This is a genomic window from Pseudocitrobacter cyperus, from assembly GCF_039889165.1.
GTDB lineage: Bacteria > Pseudomonadota > Gammaproteobacteria > Enterobacterales > Enterobacteriaceae > Pseudocitrobacter > Pseudocitrobacter cyperus.
The window spans coordinates 1,212,770-1,235,777 of record NZ_JAYMYY010000001.1 but is presented as its reverse complement, the minus strand read 5'-3'; the positions used below and the strand labels follow the sequence as shown (position 1 = coordinate 1,235,777).

Sequence of the window (23,008 nt, the reverse complement as noted above, 5' to 3'; positions counted from 1 at the left end):
AAGCAGATTAAAAGCGCTGCTGATGCTTTTTCCACAGACTGTCCCCGACAACGTAACGCGGGACAGCAAAATGGAAGCCATTCACATTTTTAAAGCCGGTACTCATACCGATATGCACGGCAAGAAACTGCCGTTCACGCAAAGCGATCTTGCCGCCTGCGTGAAAGCCTACGATCCGTCCGTCCACGAAGCACCGCTCGTTATTGGCCATCCCCAGACGGAAGACCCGGCATGGGGCTGGGTGAAATCCCTGACGCTTAACGGAAGCGATCTGCTGGCTGAGCCTGACCAGCTCGACCCGCAGTTTGCCGAACTGGTGGGCAACGGGCGCTTCAAGAAGGTCTCCGCCTCGTTCTATCTCCCGGACTCACCGAACAATCCGAAGCCCGGCACGCTTTACCTGCGTCATGTCGGCTTTCTGGGGGCGCAGCCACCTTCCATTAAGGGGCTGAAGCAGGTTTCGTTTGGTGAGAAAGAAGAAGGCGTCGTGGAGTTTGCCGACTGGAGTGATATCACCAATGCCTCTTTATGGGGGCGTCTGCGCGATTTTCTGATCGCCCAGTTCGGGCTGGACGAGACCGACAAGGTGCTTCCTTCATGGCAGGTGGACTCCCTGCGCGAAGAGGCTTACCGCGACACCGGGAAGTCTGAACCGGACTTCAGTGAACACAATCCCAACCCTCAACAAGAGAACAGCACCATGACTGATGATGAAATCAAAGCGATTCAGGCGGAAAACACGCGTCTGAAAGCGGAAGCCGCCCAGCGGGCAGAGCAGGAAGCGAAAACCCGGCAGGAAAAACTGCACGCGGACAACGTCTCCTTTGCCGAGAAGCTGGTCGGCGCGGGTCGCCTGACCCCGGCAGCAAAACCGGTTGTTGTTGCCATTCTTGATGCGGTAGCCGGTGGCGATAAGCCTGTCGAGTTCGCCGAGGGCGATACCCGCACCCCGCTGGCCACGGCGTTTAAGACGCTGCTGGATGGCACTGCCCCGGTACTGAATTTCAGTGAGCACGCGACCAAAGACCGCGTGAACACGGATATCAAAACGACGTCAGCAGAGTTCGCTGAAGCCGACCCGGAACGTCTGGCGCTGCATCAGAAAGCGCTGGAACTGTCGAAAAAAGAAGGCATCAGCTACGACGCTGCTGTCTCCCGCTGCCTGTAATTAAGGAGAGAACATGTCTGACTATTTAAAGGGTAAGCGCGTTGTTGACCCGGTGCTGACCAGCATCGCTCGCGGTTATAAAAATGCCGCGTTCATCGGCGAGCGCATCTTCCCCATTGTCCAGACCGATAAGGAAGGTGTGACCGTTCCGACCTTCGGTAAATCCGCCTTTGTTGAGTACGACACCGAGCGTGCCGTGGGGGCTGACAGCAACGTTCTGGTACGCGAGAAAACCGGCAAGCTGGACCTGGTTCTCAACGAACACGATCTGGCCGCGCCGGTGGACTATCGCGAGCAGGCCGAGTCGATGTTCAACGAAGAGGCCAAAGCCATTCGCCGTGTGACCAGCGGCGTCAACCTCAAACGCGAGCTATATGCGGCCCGTCTGGCCCAGGACAAAAACGTCTACCGTGCAGCTAACGTCAAAGCGCTGGCTGCGGCTGAACGCTGGGCAGGTGGCCAGGGTGATCCGATTGGCATCATCGAGGGCGGGATTGAAGCGGTACGTAACGCTACCGGTCTGCGTCCGAACCTGATGACCATGGGGGCCAGCGTCATGTCGCTACTGAAGTTCCACCCGGCAATTCAGGCAGCGATTGGTGCTAACGAGCGCAAGCGTATCACCATCGAAATTCTGAAAGACCTTTTCCAAATGGAAGATGTGGTGATCGGCGAGCCAGTATCCATGACCTCCATGAAAGATGCGCAAAACAAGGACAAAGTCCCGACCGATATCTGGCGCGACAACCTGATGCTGCATTACGTCGGCAAACCCCAGCCGGGCACTGACAGCGCCGACGAAAATGAGCCGTCATTCGGTTACACCCTGCGCCGTAAAGGGATGCCGGTGGCGGACAAATATGATGGCGTCGGCGGCAAGGTGAAGTACTGCCGTTATACCGATATCTACAAAGTCGCCGTGGTCGGTGGCGATGCCGGGTATCTCGTCACCAACATCGTGAAATAAGGAGACGGTCATGGGTACAACTCAGCAGGTCATTCTGACCACTACCGTGACGGCCAGCGCGGCGCTTATGCAACAGCGCTTTGTCGGTGCCGATAACGCACCTTGTCAGGCCGGAGCCGTCGCGCTCGGCGTGGCTGAGGTGGATGCCGCTGTCGGTGATGTAACCCCGGTCAACGTACTGGGTATTGTTGCGGTCGAGGCCGGTGCCGCGATTGCTAAGGGGCAGAACGTCCAGTCGGATGCAAACGCCTGCGCCGTTCCCCAGACAGCCGCCACGGAAGATACCCCTGCGGGCATCTCTGCCGGGATTGCGCTGGATGAGGCACTGGCCGAAGGTGACGTTATCCGCATCCTGCGCGGGGTGTGACATGTACTGCACCCTGGCGGATTTACAGGAACAAGTGCCTGAGTCAACGCTGATTCAGCTCACTAACGAGGTCGTGGATTTCGACACCCCTGCCACGGTGAATGTGACGGTTGTGGACAGCTGTGTTCGCTACGCCGGGGAGTTGATTGATGCGCACCTTCGTGGCCGCTATACCCTGCCGCTGGCAGAAGTGCCTACCGTTCTGCGGGATATTGCCATCACGCTGGTGCGTTACCGCTTGTATGTCCGTCGTCCTGAAGGTGATCTGCCTGACACCGTCAAAGACGACAACAAAGAGGCCCGGCGTCAGCTTGAGGCTATCCGCGACGGTAAGCTGACGCTGGGGCTGCAGTCCACTCAGAAGGATGTGCCTGAGTCCGGTGAAATCCGGGCGCGGGCACGCCGCCCCACCTTTGGCGGGCGCGACGGCTTACTGGAGAAATACTGATGAACGTTCTGCCCGTCCTAGATGCGGTGCTGGCCCGGTTGCGCGAGAAGCTGCCCCAGCTGCAGGTGGAGTACTTCCCGGAAAAGCCGTCCGAATACCGCCTGAATCATCCTGTCGGGGCGTTGCTGCTGAGCTATGCCGGTTCGCGCTTCGACAAACCCGATGATATTGGTGCGGTGATCCAGCCTCAGACTATCCAGCTCTGCGTCACGGTGGTCTTTCGCCAGCTCAACGGTAAAAGAGGTGCGATTGACGTTCTGGATGCAGTCCGCCGCATCCTCGGTGGCTACACCCCGCCGAATTGCCGCCGTCGTATCTGGCTGACCCGTGAAGTGTTTATCGGTGAGGTCAAGGGGCTGTGGCAGTACACTCTCGACTTCGCAACCGAAAGCGTCTTTATCGAAGACAGCGATTTACCGTCCGGCCCGCTGTTAACCGAAGTGAACTATGAGGAAAGCGAGTGATGAAAGAATACCGCTATTCCGGCCCGGCCAGCGGCGTCACGCTGTCGGACGGAACCGAAATCTTGCTCTGGCCGGGGAAGAATGTTTCCCTGCCGGAGGAGCATGACTATGTGAAGGTACTGGTGGCGCTGAAGCATCTGACGCCGGTATCTGAAGAGAATAAACCCGCCAGCACACCGGCTGTGCAGTCACCAAAGCGCAGGAACGGCGGCGACAGCGATGTGAAAACGGAGGACTCCCATGTCAGCTAACTATCTGCATGGCGTCGAAACCATTGAGGTGGAAAACGGTGCCCGCCCGGTTAAAACGGTGAAATCCGCCGTCATTGGCCTGATTGGTACCGCCCCAATGGGAGACGTCAATACGCTGGTGCAGTGCCTGTCTGAGAAAGATGCAGCGGCGTTTGGCAGCCAGCTCACTGGCTTTACCATTCCGCAGGCACTGGATGCGATCTACGACCATGGGGCAGGCACCGTTCTGGTCATTAACGTACTTGATCCGGCTGTGCATAAAACCGCTGTGGCCGATGAAGACGTAACATTCGACAAGGCGACGGGCAAGGCGCAGCTGGCTAATCCGGTGGTCGCGCAGCTGGTACTGAAACCGGACAGCGACGGTCAGCCTTATGTGGAAGGTCAGGACTACTCGCTTGATGCGCAGACCGGGGTGATTACTAACCTTGGTAAAAGCATTGCTGCAGATGCAACGGTGAAGGCCAGCTATAACTATGCTGATCCGACCAAAGTCACCCCGGCCGATATCATCGGTACCGTTAACGCGGCAGGCAACCGTACCGGCATGAAGCTGCTTAACGACAGCTTCAACCTGTTTGGCTACTTCGCCAAAATTCTGATTGCCCCGGTATTCTGCACCCAGAACAGCGTCTCGGTTGAGCTTATCGCCATGGCTGAGAAGCTGGGCGCGGTGACCTACATCGACGCGCCGATTGGTACCACTTTTGCGCAGGCTCTGGCGGGGCGTGGCCCGGAAGGCACCATTAACTTCAATACCAGCTCCGACCGCGTCCGTCTGTGCTATCCGCACGTCAAGGTGTATGACGCGGCCACCAACAGCGAACGGCTGGAGCCGCTGAGCCAGCGTGCTGCAGGTCTGCGTGCCAAGGTCGACCTGGACAAGGGCTACTGGTGGTCGTCCTCCAACCAGGAGATTCTGGGTATCACCGGCGTGGAGCGCCAGCTGTCGGCAATGATTGATGACCCGCAGAGTGAGGTGAACCTGCTTAACGAACAGGGCATAACTACGGTCTTCAGCAGCTACGGCAGCGGCCTGCGTCTGTGGGGGAACCGGACGGCAGCATGGCCAACGGTCACCCATATGCGCAACTTTGAGAACGTTCGCCGCACCGGTGATGTTATCAACGAGTCCCTGCGTTATTTCAGCCAGCAGTACATCGACATGCCGATTACCCAGGCACTGATTGATGCGCTGACGGAGTCGGTCAACGCCTACGGTCGCAAGCTGATTGGCGACGGTGCGCTTCTGGGCTTCAGCTGCTGGTTTGATCCGGCCCGTAATGAAGAGACGGAGCTGGCCGCCGGTCACCTGTTGCTGAGCTACAAATACACGCCGCCACCGCCGCTGGAGCGGCTGACGTTTGAGACCGAGATCACCTCGGAATACCTGTTAACCCTGAAGGGGAATAGCTGATGGCAAAGATTGAGATCAACCGCATCACGAATGCCAACATCTACCTGGATGGCGCTAACCTGCTGGGCCGGGCCGAGGAGGTCAAACTGCCTGACGTCTCCATGACCATGCAGGAGCATAAGGCGCTGGGGATGGTGGGCAAGGTGGAACTCCCGGCAGGCTTCGACAAGCTTGAGGGCGAGATCAAGTGGAACAGCTTTTACCGCGACGCGATGCTGTCTGCTGCGAACCCGTATAAGTCGCTGGCGCTGCAGTGCCGTTCCAGCGTCCAGCGCTACAGTTCGCAGGGGCTGATTGACGAAATTCCGCTGGTCACCTTCCTGACGATCATGTTCAAGAAGAACCCGCTGGGGACGTTCAAACAGCATGAGAACGCCGAGTTCTCCAGTAGCTTCACCTGCACGTATATCAAGCAGGTACTGGATGGTGAAGAACTGCTGGAGCTGGACTATCTGGCCAACATCTTCCGCGTCGGCGGCGTTGACCAGTTGACTGATTACCGCATCAATATCGGAGGGTGATCATGGTGGTACCCAAAGTTGAGCGCAAAACGATAGACGACCTGGTGGCGTCGCTGAGTTATCAGACCCACCACTTTGCGGGCACCACGCTGACAATTGCTGTCGCGCTGATGCCAGATGGCTTTATGGTCAGCAGTGGATTCAGCGCCACGGCGCATCCGGGGCTGTTTGATGAAGAGACCGGCAGGAAGGTGGCCATCGCTAAAGCGCAGCACAATGCGACTGAAGCGCTGTGGCAGTTTGAGGGGTACAGGCTGAAGTCCCGGCAGGCATCGGGGAACCACGATGACCGTTGAGATCGAAGATAAAGGTGGGAACTGTGGTTCTATTGGCATGGGGAATGGTACCTGGTTTACCATCCTCGATATTCCGGGGGTGGAAAACCTTTTTAATACCCGTAAAACCAATGACCCGATTGACTGCACCCGCTCCAAAGCACGGAAGCTGGCTGACCTGATTGAGGCATGGGAGCCACCTGACCACTGGTTCACCGGCATCGGCAAATCCGAAGGAAAGGCGCTTCTTATCGCCTTCCTGCGTAACTGCAAAGGCTTTCGCACTCACTGATATCACAGGGGCTTCGGCCCCTTTCTTCTTAATCCCCTTTAATATCTGCCAGTCCCACCACCAGACATACTGCTCTGAACTTACACAGGAGCACGATCATGTCACAGACCCAATCAGATACTTTTAAGCTGTCTTACCCCTTCACCACCGCTGCAGGCACCAGAGTTGAGCAGGTTGAACTGAAACGCCTGACGGTCAAAGACCTGAAGCAGGTGCGCAAAATCAGTAAAGACCCGGCTGACTGGGATGAACCGCTGATTGCCCGTAGCACCGGTATTCTCCCGGAAGACCTCGATAACATGGATCTTGCCGATTACATGGAGCTGCAGAAACGATTTCAGCAAGTCACTGGGCTGGGCAAGAGCGACGAAAACGCTGATGCAGGCGCAGGGGCTGCTGGCGAGGTGGTTTAGATTTCAGCCGGGGGAGATTGATGCCCTCGATACTGACGATCTGGAGATGTGGCTGGAGCAGGCTGAAGAGCAAATCAGAAGCGAGTTCGGCGATAATCAGTAACTCCTCATCACTTAACAGCCGCTACTCGCGGCTGTTCTGCATGGCTCTCAGACATTTTCCTTCCGTTTTTCCGCTTTCAGAGGATAACCACCGTGGCCAGTGAATTTTCAGTCGGCGTCATTATTGGCGGCATTGTCGGGAGCAGCTTCCGCTCAGCCGTCAGCGGTACCCGACGCGCCCTAGATTCCCTGGGCGATACATCGCGCCGCCTGCAGGAACGCCAAAACGCCTTAACCCGTGCAACAGAACGCTATGGTCAGTTGGGTTCTTCCCGGATGCAGCGCCTCAACAGCGACCTGCTGCGGGTAAGCCGCACAATGGAGCAAATTGAACGCCAGCAGCGCCGTCTGTCAGCAGTATCAGCCACCAGTGACGCGCTGAAAGCTAACCGCATGGCGCTCTATGGCCAGGGAGCAGAAACCTATGCCATCGGCAGAACACTGGGGGCACCGGTCATGGCCTCGGTCAAACAATATGCCTCGTTTGAATCGCAGTTGCGGGATATCAGTGTCACTGGTGATCTGGATTCAAGGCAGGAACAGGCCATCGGTACTGCCATTCGTCGGGCATCCCTGCAGGTCAATCAGCTCCAGGAATCTCTGTTGGGCGGTGTTGGTCAACTGGTTGCCGATGGCATGAATCCGCAGCAGGCAGCGACCTTTGCCGGGATGCTCGGTAAAGCTGCCACGGCCACCAAAGCGGATATGACTGACCTCGCAAAAATGACCTACGCCTTTAGCGATGCACTGAAAATTACCGATGCCAAAGAACTGGAGCAGGCGTTTGGGATTGCGGCAACCGGGGCTAAGCTAGGCTCGTTTGAACTGAAGGATATGGCGAAAGCGTTACCTGGTATGGCCAAAGCCTTCGCTGCACGTGGTATTTACGGCAAAGATGCCATAACCCAGATCGTCGCCAGTCTGGAAGTTGGTAAAGGCAGCGGCTCAGCGGAAGAGGCCGTCACCAATATGTCAAACTGGCTGGCGGCGATGGGGCGCGGAGATACCATCCAGAAATATGCTAAAGCCGGGGTGGATTACCAGGGGTCAATGCAGAATTACGTCGCTCAGGGCTTCTCACAGTATGAAGCCTCACTGATGATTGCCAACCGTTTTATCGACGGTAAAGGTAAGGCGTTTTTACAGCAATGGAAAGCAGCAGGCTCAAGAGGCGATCAGGAAGGCCAGCAGAAGCTAATGGAGTCATTTGGTCTGGCAGAAGTCTTCACTGATATTCAGACCGTTAACCATTTACTGTCAATGCGTCAGGGCTGGGATAAATACCTTTCCAATAAGCAGGAAATGAATACCCCGTCAGCAATGTCTACGCTGGATAAGGATGCTGCAAAACAAAATAATACGCTCGAAGGTCGTTGGCGCAGAACTCAGATTGGTTTTAACGAGGCAGCCATCAGCATTGGTGAGTCACTACGCCCGGCCTTGATCCAACTGGGTGAGACTTTTATTCCTTTAATGGACAGTGTCGGCAAATGGATAGCGGCAAACCCGCAACTCGTCAGCGGCACCATAAAGGTTGTAGGAGCATTACTCGCTTTCAAGATGGCCACTATCGGTCTCAAGCTGGGGCTGAATCTCCTTATTTCCCCTTTTGTTAACGTCTGGAAAAATGCCGTTTTACTGCGGGCTAACTGGCTTCGGCTGACGCTTGCACTCGGTGAAGGAGGTAAGCTCCGCTGGCTGGTGACCGGCTTCAGCGCCGTCGCCAGAGGTGCCAGAACTTTGGGAGGCGTGCTGTCAGGTGGGCTGGTTCGCGGCATTATGATCGCCGGGCGTGCCGTTCTCTGGATTGGCCGGGCACTGTTAATGAATCCCATTGGTCTTGCCATCACCGCCGTCGCGGCAGCAGCTTACCTTATTTATCGCAACTGGGGGGCTGTCAGCAGTTGGTTTAAACAGCGCTGGGCTGACATTAAAGAGGCGTTTAACGGCGGTGTCGTGGGGATTGGTAAGCTGCTGATTAACTGGTCGCCGGTTGGTCTGCTCTATAAAGCCTTTGCGGCTGCGCTGAAATATCTCGGCGTTGATCTGCCAGCGAAGTTCACCGATTTCGGTGGTCACCTTATCGACGGCCTGATTAACGGCATCAAAAATAAATGGGAGTCGCTCAAAACCACCGTCACAGACATGGGCGACAGCGTTGGCGGCTGGTTTAAAGAAAAACTGGGTATCCATTCGCCAAGCCGGGTATTCATGGGCTTTGGCGACAACATCGCGCAGGGAGCGGCTATTGGCCTGCAACGCACGACACCACAGGCTGCGCTGGCCGGGCAGCGAATGGCCAGTGAACTGCTCCCCAAAATGCCCGTTAGCATTCAGGGACCAAAAATACTGGAAAACAGCTTCAGCATGCCGTCGCTCGATATCAATGGGTTTATGTCGTCTGCTAAAAATGCGCTCGGAGCCGTGATTAATAGCTTGTCTTCCATGTCAGCTATCCCGCTCTCCACCAGAGCATCACTTTTACCAGGACAACGTCTGGCGAATGAAATGACACCGGATGTTCCCCGTATCCCGTCGCCGGAAATTATGGCTGCGGGATATTCAGACCGTGGCGCAGCTGCATCCGGTGGCGGAACATCTGGTGGTATTAAGGTCAGCTTTAATCCCCAGTTTTTCCTCAATGGCAAAGAAACCGCAGCGCCTGTCGGGTTGACCGGCGCACTGAATATGAGCCTGCATGAGCTGGAGAAAATGCTGGAGCGTCTGCTGGCTCAGCAACAACGCAGGAGGTACAGCTGATGTTTGCAGTACTGGGTGATATTGAGTTTGAACTGATTACCTACTGGGACGGCTTCGAGGCCACGTTCGGCGTCGATTATGCGGAGCATCCCCGTATCGAGGGTAAGCCCGGCCTGCAGTTCGTTGGCGATAAGCTGGACGAGATCCAGATAAGCCTGGTCTTCCATCAGCACTATTGTGTGCCCGACGTGGAGCTGGCGAGGCTGCGAACGGCCATGAAGGCCCATCAGGCGCTGGCGCTGGTCTTCGGCAACGGTGACTATCGCGGCTGGTTCGTGATTACCGATGTTACTGCGACCAGCGAGCAAACCGACAGCACCGGCAACGTGCTGGCTGTCAATGCCACAGCGTCTCTCCGGGAGTACATCGGCGACCCGAAAAACCCGCTACAGCCTCCGGCGATACGCACAACGGTTCCCGGCGTCGGGGCGGTCTCCGGTGCCGTTCCTTCACCTTCCGGGGTGGCGCAGTACGTTCGCGACGGCGTCAACTATGCCAAACAGGCGCAGTCTGTTCTCCAGACCACCCTCAGTGCCGTTCGGGTGGCGCAGAAAATGAAGGATAACCCCGCCGTTGCACTGACCCGCGTACCGGGGCTGATGAGTGGGCTGGGCAACGTATCCGGGGCATTAGGTCAGAGCATTCCGGCATTTAATGCGCTCTCTGAATCCATGCCTGATGCCATCAGTCTGGCCAGAGCCACCAGTGATGCGGCCACGTATGTACAACAGGCACAGTCTTCGCTGAGCGGAGTGGACGGCAGCAATATCGCGGCGGCGCTGGACGCCGTTTCCGGGCAGCTTAACTCCGCCAGCACCACCTTCACCCGTATGTCGCCGGGGTTAAGCACCATGGCAGCCAGAATACTGGCGAGGAGTGTGTGATGTTTCTTGAACATGTCACCCGTGACGGAGAGCGCTGGGACTCTCTCGCATGGCAGTACTATGGCGACCCGCTGGGCTATCCCCGGATAATTGCCGCCAATCCGCACGTAGCCATCACGCCGGTCCTGCCCTCCGGGCTGCTGTTACTGATTCCGGTTATCGAGGCTGAAGAAGCCAGTACAGAAGAGGATATTGCCCCATGGCTGAGATAAACAGCACTGCACAGGCCGCATCAGCGTTAACCGGCGTCAGCGATGTTCTTAGTCCGGTGTTCACGCTGTGGTATCTGCAGAAGAACATCACCACCGATATCGCCCCCTATGTCACCCGCGTAACCTACAGCGATAACATCAAAAGCGAGTCCGATACCATTGAGGTGGAGCTGGACGACACCGATGGCCGCTGGCTGGATAAGTGGTATCCGGGCAAGGGTGACACGCTGACGCTGAAAATGGGTTATCAGGGCGAGAAGCTGCTGTCCTGCGGTACGTTCTCTATAGACGAGATCGAGGTGAGTTCGCCCGCGTCCGTTGTCGCTATCCGGGGCGTGGCCACGTCAGTCAACAACGCCCTGCGGACAAAATCCAGTCGTGGTTTCGAGAGCACCACGCTGGCGGCCATCGCCGGACGGATTGCCAAAAAGCATCAGCTGAAGCTGGTTGGCAGTATTGAGTCCATCAAAATTGACCGGGTGACCCAGTATGCTGAAACGGACGTGGGCTTCCTGCGCCGACTGGCCAGCGAGTATGGTTATGCCGTGAAAGTGGTCAGCGACCAGCTGATTTTCTCCCATCTGGCCACGCTGCGCGGTCAGGAGCCGGTAAAACAGTTGAAGCCGCAGGATGTAGCCAGCTTTTCCCTGCGTGACACCATCAACCGCGTCTACAAATCAGCAAAGGTAAAACACCAGAAGAGCAGCGATAAAAAGCTGATCGTTTATGAAGCTGATGGCGGTACCAGCGAAAGCGACAAACAAACCAAAGGCGGTAAGGTCACCAGTGCCGACTCACTGAAGGTCAACAGCCGCGTCAGTGACCCGGACAGCGCCCGGATTAAAGCAGATTCGGCGCTGGCCAGACATAACGAATACCAGCAGAACGGCTCGCTGACGCTGATGGGGACGCCCCAGTTGACTGCAGGCAACAAAATTGAACTGGTGGGCTTTGGTCAGTTATCCGGGCCATGGCTGATAACCACTGCCCGCCATGCGTTTGACCGTAACAGCGGCTACATCACAGAACTGGAAGTGGCACGAGGGCCGGTCACGCAGGGCAAGGCGAAGAAAGGTAAAAAGACCGGCAAAACCCAGACGCTGACCGTCTATAAACCGGACGGCAGTACGTCCACAGTAATAAAGGAGAAGAAATAATGGCAGGCGTCACCCGTCAGGTCGGTACGGTCAGCGCCGTCGATGCCGACAAGGTTCAGGCCCGCGTTCGTCTGCCGGAATGCGATAACCTGCGCACTAACTGGCTTAACGTGCTGCAGCGCAATACCCAGGATAACAAGGATTACTGGCTCCCTGACGTGGGGGAGCAGGTTGAGGTGCTGCTTGATGCCAACGGCGAGGATGGTGTCATTCTGGGCGCGGTGTACTCAGAAGTCGATAAACCGCCGTTCAGCGACAAAAACGTCCGGGGCACGAAATACGCGGATGGTGCAGAGTTCAGCTATAACCGCGCGACCCATACGCTGACAGTCAAAGGCGGTATCGAGCGCGTAGTAATCGAGGTTGCGGCAAGTATCAGCCTGAAGGGAAAAACCATTGATTTGACCGCTGACACCACCACGGTGAACGGCAACCTTGAAATCAACGGGAACGCCCATGCGACAGGTAACATTTTTGCTGACGGCCAGAACTCCAATCACCACTCCCACTGACCTTCTTAAACGCCTTTAATATCGGCGTTCCCGCACAGGGGCAATACTGCCCCTATGAAAACAACCTCAGTATTCTGGCAACCGGCCCTGCAGGCCCCCGGCGAAATCGTTCGGGGGCTGGATGATATCTGGCAGGCTATTCAAATCATCCTGCGTACTCCTCGCGGCAGCGACCCGCATCGCCCGGAGTTCGGCAGCAATCTGCATCTTTATATCGACTGGCCCATCGACCGGGCTATCCCGCATATGGTGCGCGAATCCGTCGATGCCATCCGCCGCTGGGAGCCTCGCTGCCAGCTGATGTCGGTAAAACCCGCCGTCGACGGCGAACATCTTACGCTCCGGGTGAGCTGGAAAGGCTCTGACGGACAGACCCGGACTCAGGAGCTGCTATGGCGCTGACAGAACCCGACTTTATTGAACGTGATGCCGACAAAATCACGGCTGAAATGATTGCACAGTACGAAGCTGCAACCGGCAAAACGCTGTACCCCGCTCAGGCTGAGCGCCTGTTGATTGACCTGTGGGCATACCGCGAAATGCTGGTCAGGGTGGCAGCGCAGGAAGCGGCCAAACAGAATCTGGTCGCCTTTGCCCGTGAGCCGATGATTGATTACCTCGGTGAACTGGTCGGTGTATACCGTCTTGCCGCGCAGCCTGCCACCACCACGCTCCAGTTCTCCGTGGATGAGGCACTGGCCATTGATGTGCTGATTCCGGCAGGCACCCGCGTCAGCGCTTCCGACAGCATTATTTTTGCCACCGATACGGACGTGGTGCTGAAAGCCGGATTGCTGCTGGTCAATGCCACGGCCACCTGTACCGAACCGGGAGCCGCTGGCAACGGCTGGCAACCTGCGCAGGTCAGCCAGTTGCTCGATGAGATTGATAACGTCGACCTGCAGGTGACCAATCTGGCGGCCAGTTCTGGCGGTTCTGAGCAGGAAGACAATGACAGGCTCCGCGAGCGTATCAAACTTGCCCCGGAGTCATTCACTAACGCCGGAAGCCGTATGGCGTACCGCTTTCATGCCATGCAGGCCCATCCCAATATCGTTGATGTCGCCGTGCTTTCCCCGGTTCCCGGCACTGTAGAACTGTATCCGCTGCTCAGTACCGGCCTGCCGGACGACAGCATCCTCACACTGGTAGAGAGTTTCTGTTCGGATGAAAAAGTCAGACCGCTCACTGATACCGTGCGGGTTAAAACGCCTCTGCAGGTGGATTACGCCATTGAAGCCAATATCACGATCTACCGCGACCAGGATGCCAACTCGGTAAAGGACAACGCTAACAGTGCCATTCAGAACTGGGTGGCATCCCGTACCGCCACACTGGGGCGCGATATTGTTCCCAGCCAGATTATCAGCGTGCTGTCCGTCTCCGGGGTATATCAGGTCGAACTGGTGACACCGGCACTGCGGGTGGTGGCAGAAAACGAATGGGCAAACTGCACCGCAATTACTCTCAACATGACCGGAGTATCCGATGGCTGAGCCGCTACAACTTCCGCCGCCGCTTGAGGGTGATATCAGCCTCAGAACGCTGGGAAGACTGGCCGGGCGGCTGGATAACATCGACCTGAGCGTACTGATGGTCTATCTCGTCGATATCGTCGACAGTTCCGCGCTGCCATGGCTGGGCGAGCAGTTCTCACTGTTCGGCGATGGCTGGGAGCTTGCGGAGTCGGACGATGTACGCCGCATGCTTATCAAATCCGCTATCGAGCTGCACCGCTACAAAGGAACGCCGTGGTCAATCCGGGAAATTATCCGCCGTTTCGGCTTCGGCGAAGTGGATCTGATTGAAGGCACTGGCCAGATCGGCTACGACGGCAAACACACTTACAACGGGCTTTTTGTCCATGGCGATGTAGAAGCCTGGGCGGTCTATCGCGTCATCCTTCAACAGCCCATTACTAACGATCAGGCGGCACTGTTACGTCAGACGCTCGCTGCCTTTGCTCCGGCCCGCTGCCATCTGGCGAGCCTTGAGTATCAGTCTGTCGCCATTCGCTACAACAACACCGTCAACTATGACGGTAGCTATAACCACGGGAGCAGTTAATTATGGCAAACCTACCTGAAACCCCGCAGTGGGAAGAAGGCATCTACCAGATTGAGGTCTCTGACCCCGTTCTGGGCGGGCCTGACGGAATTTCTAATCGGCAGGCTAAACAACTGGCCAGTCGTACGTCATACCTTAAACAAAAGGTTGAAAAAGGCGACTCAGACCTTGCTGCACATCTGGCGGCAACAGACCCGCATACTCAGTATGCGATGAAAGCCAGCCCGACATTCACAGGCACACCGACAGCGCCTACGGCGGCAAATAACGACAACAGCAAGAAGCTGGCAACGACAGAGTTTGTAGCCAGAGCGCTTGCGGCCCTTGCTGATAGTGCTCCGGAAACGCTGGATACACTTAAAGAGTTGGCCGATGCCCTCGGTAACGATCCGAACTTTGCGACTACAGTCCTTAACTCACTGGCAACCAAGCTGACGAAAGACCAGAATGGTGCCGATATCCCTGACCCTGATCTCTTTGTCAAAAACCTTCGTTTAGGAGATGCGGCAAAAAAAAATGTTGGCACTGGTTCCGGACAGATTCCGGACATGTCTTCATTTGGTAATCAGCGAGCCGATTCGGGGTATCAATACCTGCCAGGCGGGTTAATTCTTCAATGGGCAATAGCCACAACGAACACATCCCCAGGAACAGTATCATTCCCGGTTGCGTTTCCAACCAGGGCGCTTTGTGTTGTTGCAACAGACCAGAGTGTTGGGGGTACAGGTCAAGGTTTTGCGTTAACCGCCCAGAATTTTACGAGCACTAATTTCCAGCTACGCGCTTATCAGACAGGAACCAACGCTGAATCATCCATCGGCGCTGGCGGGTTTAACTATTTTGCTGTGGGGTATTAATAAATGGCTTATTTTTATTCAGCAGTAAATAACGCTTTCTACCCTGATGAGCTCAGAGATGTTTATGAAGCGAGTAGAAACTGGCCTGACGATCTCATAGCCGTCTCAGATGAGACATTCACTGAATATTCGGGGATGCCACCAGAGGGTAAAACTCGTGGGGCTACTGAGGATGGAATGCCGACATGGGTAGACATTCCACCTTTATGCCATGAGGAGGAAATAGCAGCAGCTGAAGCTGAAAAACAGTATCGTATCGATCAGGCTAATGAGTATATAAACAGCAAGCAGTGGCCGGGTAAAGCTGCGCTGGGGCGACTTACAGACGACGAGAAGGCCCAGTATAACGAGTGGCTGGATTATCTCGATGCGCTGGAATCTGTGGACATATCCAGCGCACCTGATATCAACTGGCCGGTTCCTCCGGTTCTTTAAATTCGTTTCCATCATATAAATAGCCCTGCTCGACATCAGTGGGGCATTTAACCCATATAAGCGATTGGTGAAAACGTCCCTCTGGATTTACATCGGTTAATTCCATTACCGTGTTATTTTCAATTCGTGCCCACATAATTATCACCATTCAATTAATACATAACCCGGTTTTCCGATACCTGCAATGCAAGATACCGAAGTATCTGACCCCTGCGCAGCACCTGAACCTCCTCCGCCTGGGCCGATTGCGTTTGTTCCGTTATTTACTGACGAAGAAACAGAACCTGGGCCACCTGCACCACCGCCAGAACCACTACAATACGCACTACCCATTGCTCCTGCACAGCCTGGCCCAAGAGAGGTATTTAGTGTTCCTCCGACCCCTATACCACCTTTCCCTGCCGATGGAGTTGAGCCGCCGTCGCCACCTGTTGCTGATAAATAGCCTCCAAATGATGACGATCCTCCCGCACCACCTGAGGTTGTTGATGTACCCAATGCGGCAGGAGTACCGCCAGCGCCAACGGTAATTGTGACACTGGAAACGCCAGTCAGGTCAACAAGCTTTGATGCTAACCCACCACCGCCACCGCCACCGCCAGCAACAGCACGCCCGCCAGCACCACCACCACCTACCACTGTGACTTTTACGCGCCTGCCATTTTTCACCACATCGGGAACACTCCAGTTTGATATGCCAGCAGCGGAAAAAATAACACTTCCCTGAATGCCTCGATTTGAATCTTGCAAACCAAGGTTTTTGGAAAAGCGGTTACACATAGCGAAATCTGTAAAAATCCTCCCACCGCAACATAGAGGAGGAGAATTGATGGCCGTCATTGGTTATATCCGCGTATCAACAATCGACCAGAACAGCGATTTACAGCGTATTGCACTCACAAGCGCAAACTGTGACCGCATTTTTGAAGACCGTATGAGCGGAAAAGTTGCCAGTCGTCCCGGTCTGAAACGCGCTTTAAAGTGCGTTAATAGCGGAGACACCCTGGTCGTGTGGAAACTGGACAGGCTGGGGCGCAGCGTTAAGAACCTGATCGCACTGATATCAGAGTTACATGAACGCGGTGCCCACTTCCGCTCTTTAACAGACAGTATTGATACCAGCACTGCCATGGGGCGTTTCTTTTTCCATGTGATGTCGGCACTGGCGGAGATGGAACGTGAGCTGATCGTCGAACGCACACTTGCCGGATTGGCAGCCGCCAGAGCACAGGGACGCATAGGTGGAAGGCCCAACGCATTAAAGCCGCATGAGCGAGAACAGATTGCACGGCTATTGGTTAAGGGGCATACCCGCCAGCAGTTGGCCATTATCTACGGAGTGGGGTTATCGACGTTGTACAGGTATTTTCCGGTAGATGGTCAGAGAAAGGATGACGCGGTAGGATTGTAATTCTTTTGCAAATATTGAAACGCCGCAGCGATGCTATTTATCTCACGGAAATGGGCGCATTTATCGCGCGGCGCATCAGAAAGAGATCGCCAGCCCCAGCGCGCCTGCGCCTGCCAGCAGCGGGGCGATATTTACGCCAATTTCAGAAAGCAGAATCATCACCGTGATGGTGCTGATGACGACCGCCAGCGCATTACGAAACAGCGTCAGCAACGTGCGCGTGCGCGCGCTGGGTAAAGGGCGGCCATGAATATCGGAGGTCAGCCGGTTCTCTATGAGGCTGGCGAGCACAGTCCAGCCGACCGCAGAGAAGACCAGAATTAAGGCGATGCGGATCAACACATCTACCGTTTTTTCGCCGGTATCGTCATGTAGCCATGTCCAGAAATCGAATAATCCCCAGGCGCTGAGCAGTAGCATAATGGCGACACAGACCACCAGAATACGCGCCGTTTTCAGTGAGCCAGAGAGCCAGCCATTGAGGCGCTTTTGTAGTTCGGGGTAGTTACGCTGCGTCTGTGGCGAGAGCGTGATGGTTTTGGCAATCCAGCGCGACAAAATGCCGGAGATGAACGCGGCAAGCCCCATGATGGCAAGGCTTTTGACTGAGGCACCCATCATAAATTTCAGGCTGTTTCCGGGGTCGAACAACGAGAAGAAGAACAGCACAATAAAATAGGCGCTTGCCAGCCAGTGCCAGACCAGCGCGAAGGCGCGAATAAACAGACTGAAAAACGCCAGTGAGCGATCGGCGAGATGTAACAGTCCCTCCGTTATCGCTTTTTTGTTGTGGAAAATCAGGTACAGCGCCCATAGTGTTATGGAGAGCATAATCACCACATTGGCCATTGCGCCCACTTGCACGTTGACCTGATTAGAGATAATCGGTACGGCGACCACCAGCCCGTAACCGATCAGGCTGCTCAGGGCGCTGAGGCGTAAATTCCAGTAGCGTGCGGTTTGATCGGTAATGGAGAAGGGACGCAGATCCGGTACTCGCGGGCAGAAAATCAGGCGTAGCAGCGCTTTAAAAAATTCAATCATCGCGAAAGCATTGAGGAACAGACTCTGCTGGAAGGCGATTGTGCGATTGCCGGCATTCAGATTGTCACTCAGTAGTTGACCCACAAATAGGGTTAGCGCCAGCAGGAGTAAATCGATAATCAGCGCGCCTGTTATCATCGCCGGAAGATGTAACCAGTTACTGCGGTCGCGGTTTTTGTGCCGCCCCCAGCGCCCCATTTTGCGGTACAGGGGCAGGGCGCAAAGGCGCACAAGGCTATAGAACGCAAAGACCAGCGCTGCCAGCATCAGAAAATGAGTCACTGCATTGAAGAAGGTCGCCGTGTGAAACGGTTTATGCGGCGCGGTGGAGATATTGCGCCAGAGCTGGGCAAAGCGTGAGGAGAACTCTCCGCCATAGTGACGCGTCAAATCGGTCACATTCTCCAGTACGGTTTTTTCCTCTTTCACCTCCGGTGGCGTCAGCGTGGGAGCCGCTTCGGGTGGCGGTGTTGCGGCGGCATGGCGTAGCTGTTCGATCAGTTCCTGGCGTGATGTGTCATTTTCCAGCACATCGGCCAGCGCAGAATAGGCCGCTTTTTTCTGTGCGGCATCGGGCTCGCTGGCGGCGCTTTCGCTGGTGGTCGATGTTACGCCGGGGATGGTCACCGCATGCAGCGGCGTGCTGATAAGGGCGAGCAAAAACAGCAGGATGTATGGCACGAGTCCCTCCGAAAGCAACAATCGCAAAGGGTTAAGTATAGATTGCGAGGAGAAGGGGGAGGGGTTTTGGGAGAAATACGGGTACTCGGCGCGCTGTTGCCCTCTCCCACAGGGAGAGGGAGAGGTTACTGGGGAAAATCAAGAAACGTGCTGTAAAAACTCCTGCAAACGCTGGCTCGGCGGATTTTTCACCAGAACCTGCGGGTCGCCGTCTTCGGCGATGCGGCCTTTATCGATAAAGATCAGGCGAGAAGCCACTTTCTCGGCAAAGCCGATTTCATGGGTCACGATAACCATCGTCATGCCTTCTTCCGCCAGATCCTGCATCACTTTCAGCACTTCGTGGCGCAGCTCCGGGTCAAGCGCAGAGGTGGGCTCATCAAACAGCATCATCTTCGGTTTGACTGCCAGCGCACGGGCAATCGCCACGCGCTGTTGCTGGCCACCGGAGAGTTCAGACGGGTAGTGATGCGCGCGTTCCGCGAGGCCCACTTTTGCCAGTAGTTCTTTCGCCAGCTTTTCGGCGTCCGGTTTCTGGGCGCCGCGCACACGTAGCGGGCCAAACATTACGTTCTCCAGCGCCGTCAGATGTGGGAACAGATAGAACTGCTGAAACACCATCCCCGCTTCCTGACGAATCAGGCGTTCGTCCACTTTCGGGTCATTCACCTTGAGGCCATCCACGAACAGATCGCCGCTGGTAATCTCTTCCAGCTTGTTAATACAGCGCAGCAGGGTTGATTTCCCGGAGCCGGATGGCCCGATGATCACGACCACCTCGCCCTGTTTAACGTTGAGATCGATATTATGCAGCACCTGGGTTTGGCCAAAGTGCTTGGAAACGTTTTTAAATTCAATCACAGGATTTTCATCCTTCTTTCAAGAATGCGGAGCACGATATTCAGAACCTGCGTGATAATCAGATAGATCACGCCAACGGCGGTCCAGATTTCCAGCGCGCGGAAGTTGCCGGCGATAATTTCCTGGCCGCTACGCGTCAGTTCGGCTGCACCGATAACGATAAACAGCGAGGTGTCTTTGATGCTGATAATTAGCTGATTGCCGAGCGCGGGAAGCATACGACGCAGAGCCAGCGGCATAATGACGTGGCGGATGGTTTCGCGGCGCGAAAGCCCCAGCGCCAGCCCGGCCTCGCTGAATCCCTTGTGGATTGAGAGCACTGAACCACGGGTGATCTCCGCAATATAGGCACCTGAGTTAATGGTGATGGTTATCACCGCCGCGGTAAACGTATCGATACGAATATCAGGGAAAGCCATCGGCAGGGCGAAGTAGATATACATCACCTGTACGACAATAGGCGTTCCGCGGATCACTTCGATAAAAATAAGCGCAACGTGGTTGGCAATCCAGCCGCCATAGGTGCGGGCCAGGCCGGCCAGCAGACCGATAACGATCCCCCCGGCGAGGCCAAGGATTGAAATCCACAGAGTCATTTTGGCGCCGTCCAGCAAAATTGGGATGGCCGGCCAGATGACGCTCCAGTCAAACTGCATAATGTATTCCTGTTACCGTGGTGGAAAATAGCAGCTCATCAACGGTGAGCTAAAAAACATGCCCGGTGCGCAGCGCGCAACCGGGCACGGGGATAGTCGATCTTATTTAGGCTCAGTGCCGAACCATTTTTTGTAGATTTCGTTATAGGTGCCGTTTTCGCGCAGTGTTTTCAGTGCGCCATTCACTTTCTCACGCAGTTCGTCGCTGCCTTTAGAGAAGGCGATACCGTAGTCCTGCGCTTCCAGAGAATCGCCTACCGCTTTGAACTGACCGTTACCGGCGGTTTTGATGAAATACAGAATGTTCGGCGTATCGTGCAGTACCGCATCAGCACGGTTGGTACCGAGTTCCATATAGGCGTTGTCGATATTCGGGAACTGACGCAGATCTTTGGTTTTGATATTCGCTTTCGCGTAATCCACGGAGCCAGTGCCGCTCTTCACCGCGACCACTTTACCATCGAGGTCTTTTACGCTTTTCACATCGTTATTATTAGCTTTTACCATCACCAGCAGGCCGCTTTTGTAGTAGCCGTCAGAGAAATCGACCGCTTTTTTGCGCTCTTCAGTGATAGTGATACCGGCCAGCGCCAGGTCAACATTTTTGGTTTGCAGCGCCGGGATAATGCCGCTGAAATCCATCGGTTTCAGGGTGTAGTCCAGTTTCAACTCTTTCGCGACAGCAGCCCACAAATCAATGTCAAAACCGACGTATTTATCGCCCTGCTTGAACTCAAACGGAACGAATGCCGTATCGGTTGCCACTACCAGTTTCTTCTCCGCAGCCTGCGAAGAAACGGCGAACGCCAGGGTCAGTGCAGCCAGGGAAACTTTAAACAGAGACTTCATAACATTTCCTTTTATATCCACGGGGCAATCCCCTGCGAGAACGAACACTTTATGAAAAAAGCATGCCAACTATTCAACTCATTGTTTTTTAACAAAAGAGAAGGCAAGGAATGTATGAATCCAGCGATCGTCTGCTTTTGATGCACCATTCTGGGGCTTTGTTATGGTGCACGATCGGTATTTTACGATTCATGCTGTTTTTTAACGCAAGTGACGGTGACAAAACAATCTTTTATTAACGATTGTGTGAGGTGATTATTACAAAAGATTTACTTTAGCGAGGATTTTTAACAGGAAGGTGCACCTGGATGGTGCAGCCCCTCTCATCAGGGTGATGAGAGGGGGAATAAGAATAACCTATGGTTATTCGATGTTAGCTTCGATGAACCACAGGAATTTATCCAGATCGCGGGATGCTGCGGTCAGAATGTCAGCGGTATCTTCATCTTTTGCTTCACCGATGGCATTACGTACATCATTCGCCACAATCGCGTAGCGGTCAGCCAGCTCTTTTAAGTGGTCTTGTACGGTATGAATGTCCAGCGGATAGCTTTTCAACGGTGTTTTGCTGTTAATCACCTGGGTGGTGCCGAGCGCCACGCCGCCGAGCTGTACAGCACGCTCTGCCATAGTATCCAGATGATCGGTCAGTGCTGTCCTGAAGCCATCCAGCATTTCATGGACGGCAATAAAGTTAGCTCCGCGCATATTCCAGTGAGCCTGTTTGGTAATCAGAGACAGGTCAATGAACTGGATAACCTGGCGATTCAGCAACTCAACAGTGCTTTTTTTCTCACTGTCAGAGACATCGTTGCGGGTATAAAGCAGATCAGACGCTTTTGATTTAACCAGTTTAGCGGTACTCATAATCTCATATCCTCTTGATGTTTTGCGTTCCAGTATTAACTGGCGATAAGTATAGCACCGGGTGACGGATAGAAAATTCTGACTCTGCCTATCGGTTTAATAGTGACATTAAGCTTTAACTTACATCCACTTTCTGGATTTTTGTGTCGCGGCGCATCGTCAGGGTCGAGCCCATTGATGCCGCAATAATTGCCGCCAGCGCCAGCGTTTGCGTGGCGGTCAGCGTTTCGCCGAGGAAGATCATACCTGAAATGGCGGCAAGGCCGGGTTCAAGGCTCATCAGCGTACCGAAGGTTCGTGTTGGCAGGCGCGTCAGGGCGAGCATCTCCAGCGAGTAGGGCAGTGCGGTTGAGAGCACCGCAATGGCCAAACCCAACGGTAAGATTGACCAGTGCCAGCTAACATCGATGGACTGGAAGACGCCGAGCGGGACGAAAATCACCGCTGCGATAAGCGACCCCATCGCGACCGTTGCCGGGCCGTGCTCAGCCCCGGCGCGTTGCCCGCTTAGAATATAGATGGCCCAGCCCGCACCTGCACCCAGCGCCAGCAGGGCACCGGTGAGATCAACATGCGCAACATCTTGCCCCAACGGCAACAGAAACCACAGCCCGAGTACGGCGAGGATCACCCAGATAAAGTCCACGGCGCGGCGAGAGGCAAACAGCGCCACGGCCAACGGCCCGGTGAACTCCAGGGCAACGGCAATCCCCAGCGGAATGCGCTGGATGGAGAGATAGAACATATAGTTCATCGCGCCCAGCGAAAGCCCGTAGAAAAGCAGCGGCAACCGCTGCTCTTTGACAAAGCGCAGACGCCACGGTTTAAAAATAACTGCCAGAATCAGCGTTCCAAATGCCAGTCGCAGGGCGGTAACGCCCGGAGCGCCAATCAATGGAAACAGCGACTTAGCAAGCGATGCGCCGCTCTGGATAGAGAGCATCGAAATGATAAGAACGCATACGGGCATCCATGCAGAAGATTTACGGAGCATGCCAGACATCTTTTTCCTGTCAATTTGTGTCAAACGGAGTAAAAAAGGCAGTGTAAATGAAATACCAGGCTACGGT

Annotated in this window: 28 protein-coding genes and 3 pseudogenes; 24 read left to right on the top strand and 7 right to left on the bottom strand. The window is 55.0% G+C overall.

From position 1 onward, the window contains the following. Window positions 1-70: 70 nt before the first annotated feature. From VSR74_RS05995 to VSR74_RS05890, 23 genes and pseudogenes are all read left to right on the top strand, one after another. Window positions 71-1,168 (top strand): peptidase, encoded by a 1,098-nt coding sequence (locus tag VSR74_RS05995; RefSeq protein ID WP_347793859.1) that lies wholly within the window; start codon window positions 71-73, stop codon window positions 1,166-1,168. Window positions 1,169-1,181: 13 nt separating this feature from the next. Further along, window positions 1,182-2,135: a hypothetical protein gene (locus VSR74_RS05990; RefSeq protein WP_123360484.1), complete on the top strand. Its 954-nt coding sequence runs from the start codon at window positions 1,182-1,184 to the stop codon at window positions 2,133-2,135. A gap of 10 nt (window positions 2,136-2,145) precedes the next feature. Beyond that, window positions 2,146-2,502 carry a DUF2190 family protein gene (locus VSR74_RS05985; protein WP_347793858.1) on the top strand — a complete coding sequence of 119 codons (357 nt, stop codon included), beginning with the start codon at window positions 2,146-2,148 and terminating at the stop codon, window positions 2,500-2,502. Between the two features lies 1 nt (window position 2,503). Beyond that, on the top strand, window positions 2,504-2,950 hold the full coding sequence (locus VSR74_RS05980) for a gp436 family protein (protein ID WP_006687293.1): 447 nt from the start codon (window positions 2,504-2,506) through the stop codon (window positions 2,948-2,950). Next, window positions 2,950-3,414: a Gp37 family protein gene (locus VSR74_RS05975; RefSeq protein ID WP_347793857.1), complete on the top strand. Its 465-nt coding sequence runs from the start codon at window positions 2,950-2,952 to the stop codon at window positions 3,412-3,414. Before VSR74_RS05980 ends, VSR74_RS05975 begins: the two co-directional genes overlap by 1 nt. Further along, window positions 3,414-3,665: a hypothetical protein gene (locus VSR74_RS05970; protein ID WP_181654693.1), complete on the top strand. Its 252-nt coding sequence runs from the start codon at window positions 3,414-3,416 to the stop codon at window positions 3,663-3,665. The genes VSR74_RS05975 and VSR74_RS05970 overlap by 1 nt, the downstream gene beginning before the upstream one ends. After that, window positions 3,655-5,082, top strand: coding sequence for a phage tail sheath subtilisin-like domain-containing protein (locus tag VSR74_RS05965; protein WP_095908143.1), 1,428 nt, complete (start codon window positions 3,655-3,657; stop codon window positions 5,080-5,082). The genes VSR74_RS05970 and VSR74_RS05965 overlap by 11 nt, the downstream gene beginning before the upstream one ends. After that, on the top strand, window positions 5,079-5,603 hold the full coding sequence (locus tag VSR74_RS05960) for a phage major tail tube protein (RefSeq protein ID WP_162837902.1): 525 nt from the start codon (window positions 5,079-5,081) through the stop codon (window positions 5,601-5,603). The genes VSR74_RS05965 and VSR74_RS05960 overlap by 4 nt, the downstream gene beginning before the upstream one ends. Window positions 5,604-5,605: 2 nt before the next feature. After that, window positions 5,606-5,899: a Gp49 family protein gene (locus tag VSR74_RS05955; RefSeq protein ID WP_347793856.1), complete on the top strand. Its 294-nt coding sequence runs from the start codon at window positions 5,606-5,608 to the stop codon at window positions 5,897-5,899. Beyond that, window positions 5,889-6,170 carry a hypothetical protein gene (locus tag VSR74_RS05950; RefSeq protein ID WP_032438844.1) on the top strand — a complete coding sequence of 94 codons (282 nt, stop codon included), beginning with the start codon at window positions 5,889-5,891 and terminating at the stop codon, window positions 6,168-6,170. The genes VSR74_RS05955 and VSR74_RS05950 overlap by 11 nt, the downstream gene beginning before the upstream one ends. Window positions 6,171-6,268: 98 nt before the next feature. Then, window positions 6,269-6,583: a phage tail assembly protein gene (locus VSR74_RS05945; RefSeq protein WP_000084225.1), complete on the top strand. Its 315-nt coding sequence runs from the start codon at window positions 6,269-6,271 to the stop codon at window positions 6,581-6,583. Then, complete coding sequence (locus VSR74_RS05940; RefSeq protein ID WP_094948383.1) at window positions 6,549-6,686, top strand: GpE family phage tail protein; 138 nt, start codon at window positions 6,549-6,551, stop codon at window positions 6,684-6,686. The genes VSR74_RS05945 and VSR74_RS05940 overlap by 35 nt, the downstream gene beginning before the upstream one ends. Window positions 6,687-6,778: 92 nt before the next feature. Beyond that, window positions 6,779-9,052, top strand: a pseudogene (locus VSR74_RS05935) (phage tail tape measure protein); the annotation flags it as partial. A gap of 129 nt (window positions 9,053-9,181) precedes the next feature. After that, a pseudogene (locus VSR74_RS23230) lies at window positions 9,182-9,445 on the top strand (phage tail tape measure protein); the annotation flags it as partial. Further along, the gene (locus tag VSR74_RS05930; RefSeq protein ID WP_347793854.1) at window positions 9,445-10,329 is read left to right on the top strand and encodes a phage tail protein; all 885 of its coding nucleotides are present in this window, start codon (window positions 9,445-9,447) and stop codon (window positions 10,327-10,329) included. The pseudogene VSR74_RS23230 and the gene VSR74_RS05930, both read left to right, overlap by 1 nt. Next, window positions 10,329-10,541, top strand: coding sequence for a tail protein X (locus tag VSR74_RS05925; protein WP_021544461.1), 213 nt, complete (start codon window positions 10,329-10,331; stop codon window positions 10,539-10,541). The genes VSR74_RS05930 and VSR74_RS05925 overlap by 1 nt, the downstream gene beginning before the upstream one ends. Continuing rightward, window positions 10,529-11,698, top strand: a complete 1,170-nt coding sequence (locus VSR74_RS05920; RefSeq protein WP_064352616.1) for a phage late control D family protein — start codon at window positions 10,529-10,531, stop codon at window positions 11,696-11,698. Before VSR74_RS05925 ends, VSR74_RS05920 begins: the two co-directional genes overlap by 13 nt. Then, entirely contained in the window at window positions 11,698-12,210 is a 513-nt protein-coding gene (locus VSR74_RS05915; RefSeq protein WP_347793853.1) for a phage baseplate assembly protein V, read from the top strand. The genes VSR74_RS05920 and VSR74_RS05915 overlap by 1 nt, the downstream gene beginning before the upstream one ends. A gap of 54 nt (window positions 12,211-12,264) precedes the next feature. Further along, entirely contained in the window at window positions 12,265-12,612 is a 348-nt protein-coding gene (locus VSR74_RS05910) for a GPW/gp25 family protein (RefSeq protein WP_347793852.1), read from the top strand. Beyond that, window positions 12,603-13,706 (top strand): baseplate assembly protein, encoded by a 1,104-nt coding sequence (locus VSR74_RS05905; protein WP_057057553.1) that lies wholly within the window; start codon window positions 12,603-12,605, stop codon window positions 13,704-13,706. Before VSR74_RS05910 ends, VSR74_RS05905 begins: the two co-directional genes overlap by 10 nt. Beyond that, complete coding sequence (locus VSR74_RS05900; protein ID WP_032636409.1) at window positions 13,699-14,277, top strand: phage tail protein I; 579 nt, start codon at window positions 13,699-13,701, stop codon at window positions 14,275-14,277. Before VSR74_RS05905 ends, VSR74_RS05900 begins: the two co-directional genes overlap by 8 nt. 2 nt (window positions 14,278-14,279) lie before the next feature. Next, window positions 14,280-15,134 carry a gp53-like domain-containing protein gene (locus VSR74_RS05895; RefSeq protein ID WP_347793851.1) on the top strand — a complete coding sequence of 285 codons (855 nt, stop codon included), beginning with the start codon at window positions 14,280-14,282 and terminating at the stop codon, window positions 15,132-15,134. 3 nt (window positions 15,135-15,137) lie between these two features. Then, window positions 15,138-15,569 (top strand): tail fiber assembly protein, encoded by a 432-nt coding sequence (locus VSR74_RS05890; RefSeq protein WP_347793850.1) that lies wholly within the window; start codon window positions 15,138-15,140, stop codon window positions 15,567-15,569. 141 nt (window positions 15,570-15,710) lie between these two features. Here VSR74_RS05890 and VSR74_RS05885 read toward each other — a convergent pair whose 3' ends face one another. Then, window positions 15,711-16,409, bottom strand: a complete 699-nt coding sequence (locus VSR74_RS05885) for a glycine-rich domain-containing protein (protein WP_347793849.1) — start codon at window positions 16,407-16,409, stop codon at window positions 15,711-15,713. Between VSR74_RS05885 and VSR74_RS05880 the strand changes: the two genes are divergently transcribed. Next, window positions 16,399-16,980 carry a recombinase family protein gene (locus tag VSR74_RS05880; RefSeq protein WP_109549650.1) on the top strand — a complete coding sequence of 194 codons (582 nt, stop codon included), beginning with the start codon at window positions 16,399-16,401 and terminating at the stop codon, window positions 16,978-16,980. The genes VSR74_RS05885 and VSR74_RS05880 overlap by 11 nt on opposite strands. Window positions 16,981-17,058: 78 nt before the next feature. On the opposite strand, the pseudogene ybiO reads toward VSR74_RS05880, so the two are convergent. From ybiO to rhtA, 6 genes and pseudogenes are all read right to left on the bottom strand, one after another. Continuing rightward, window positions 17,059-18,705, bottom strand: a pseudogene (ybiO, locus tag VSR74_RS05875) (mechanosensitive channel protein); the annotation flags it as partial. A gap of 138 nt (window positions 18,706-18,843) precedes the next feature. Continuing rightward, a complete protein-coding gene (gene glnQ / locus VSR74_RS05870; protein WP_347793848.1) occupies window positions 18,844-19,566 on the bottom strand; it encodes a glutamine ABC transporter ATP-binding protein GlnQ in 723 nt (240 codons plus the stop codon). Further along, window positions 19,563-20,222, bottom strand: a complete 660-nt coding sequence (glnP, locus tag VSR74_RS05865) for a glutamine ABC transporter permease GlnP (protein ID WP_347793847.1) — start codon at window positions 20,220-20,222, stop codon at window positions 19,563-19,565. Before glnP ends, glnQ begins: the two co-directional genes overlap by 4 nt. A 102-nt stretch (window positions 20,223-20,324) precedes the next feature. Continuing rightward, a complete protein-coding gene (gene glnH / locus VSR74_RS05860; RefSeq protein ID WP_347793846.1) occupies window positions 20,325-21,071 on the bottom strand; it encodes a glutamine ABC transporter substrate-binding protein GlnH in 747 nt (248 codons plus the stop codon). A gap of 363 nt (window positions 21,072-21,434) precedes the next feature. After that, entirely contained in the window at window positions 21,435-21,938 is a 504-nt protein-coding gene (gene dps / locus VSR74_RS05855) for a DNA starvation/stationary phase protection protein Dps (protein WP_347793845.1), read from the bottom strand. 115 nt (window positions 21,939-22,053) lie between these two features. After that, window positions 22,054-22,941 (bottom strand): threonine/homoserine exporter RhtA, encoded by an 888-nt coding sequence (rhtA, locus tag VSR74_RS05850; RefSeq protein WP_347793844.1) that lies wholly within the window; start codon window positions 22,939-22,941, stop codon window positions 22,054-22,056. Window positions 22,942-23,008: the final 67 nt, after the last annotated feature.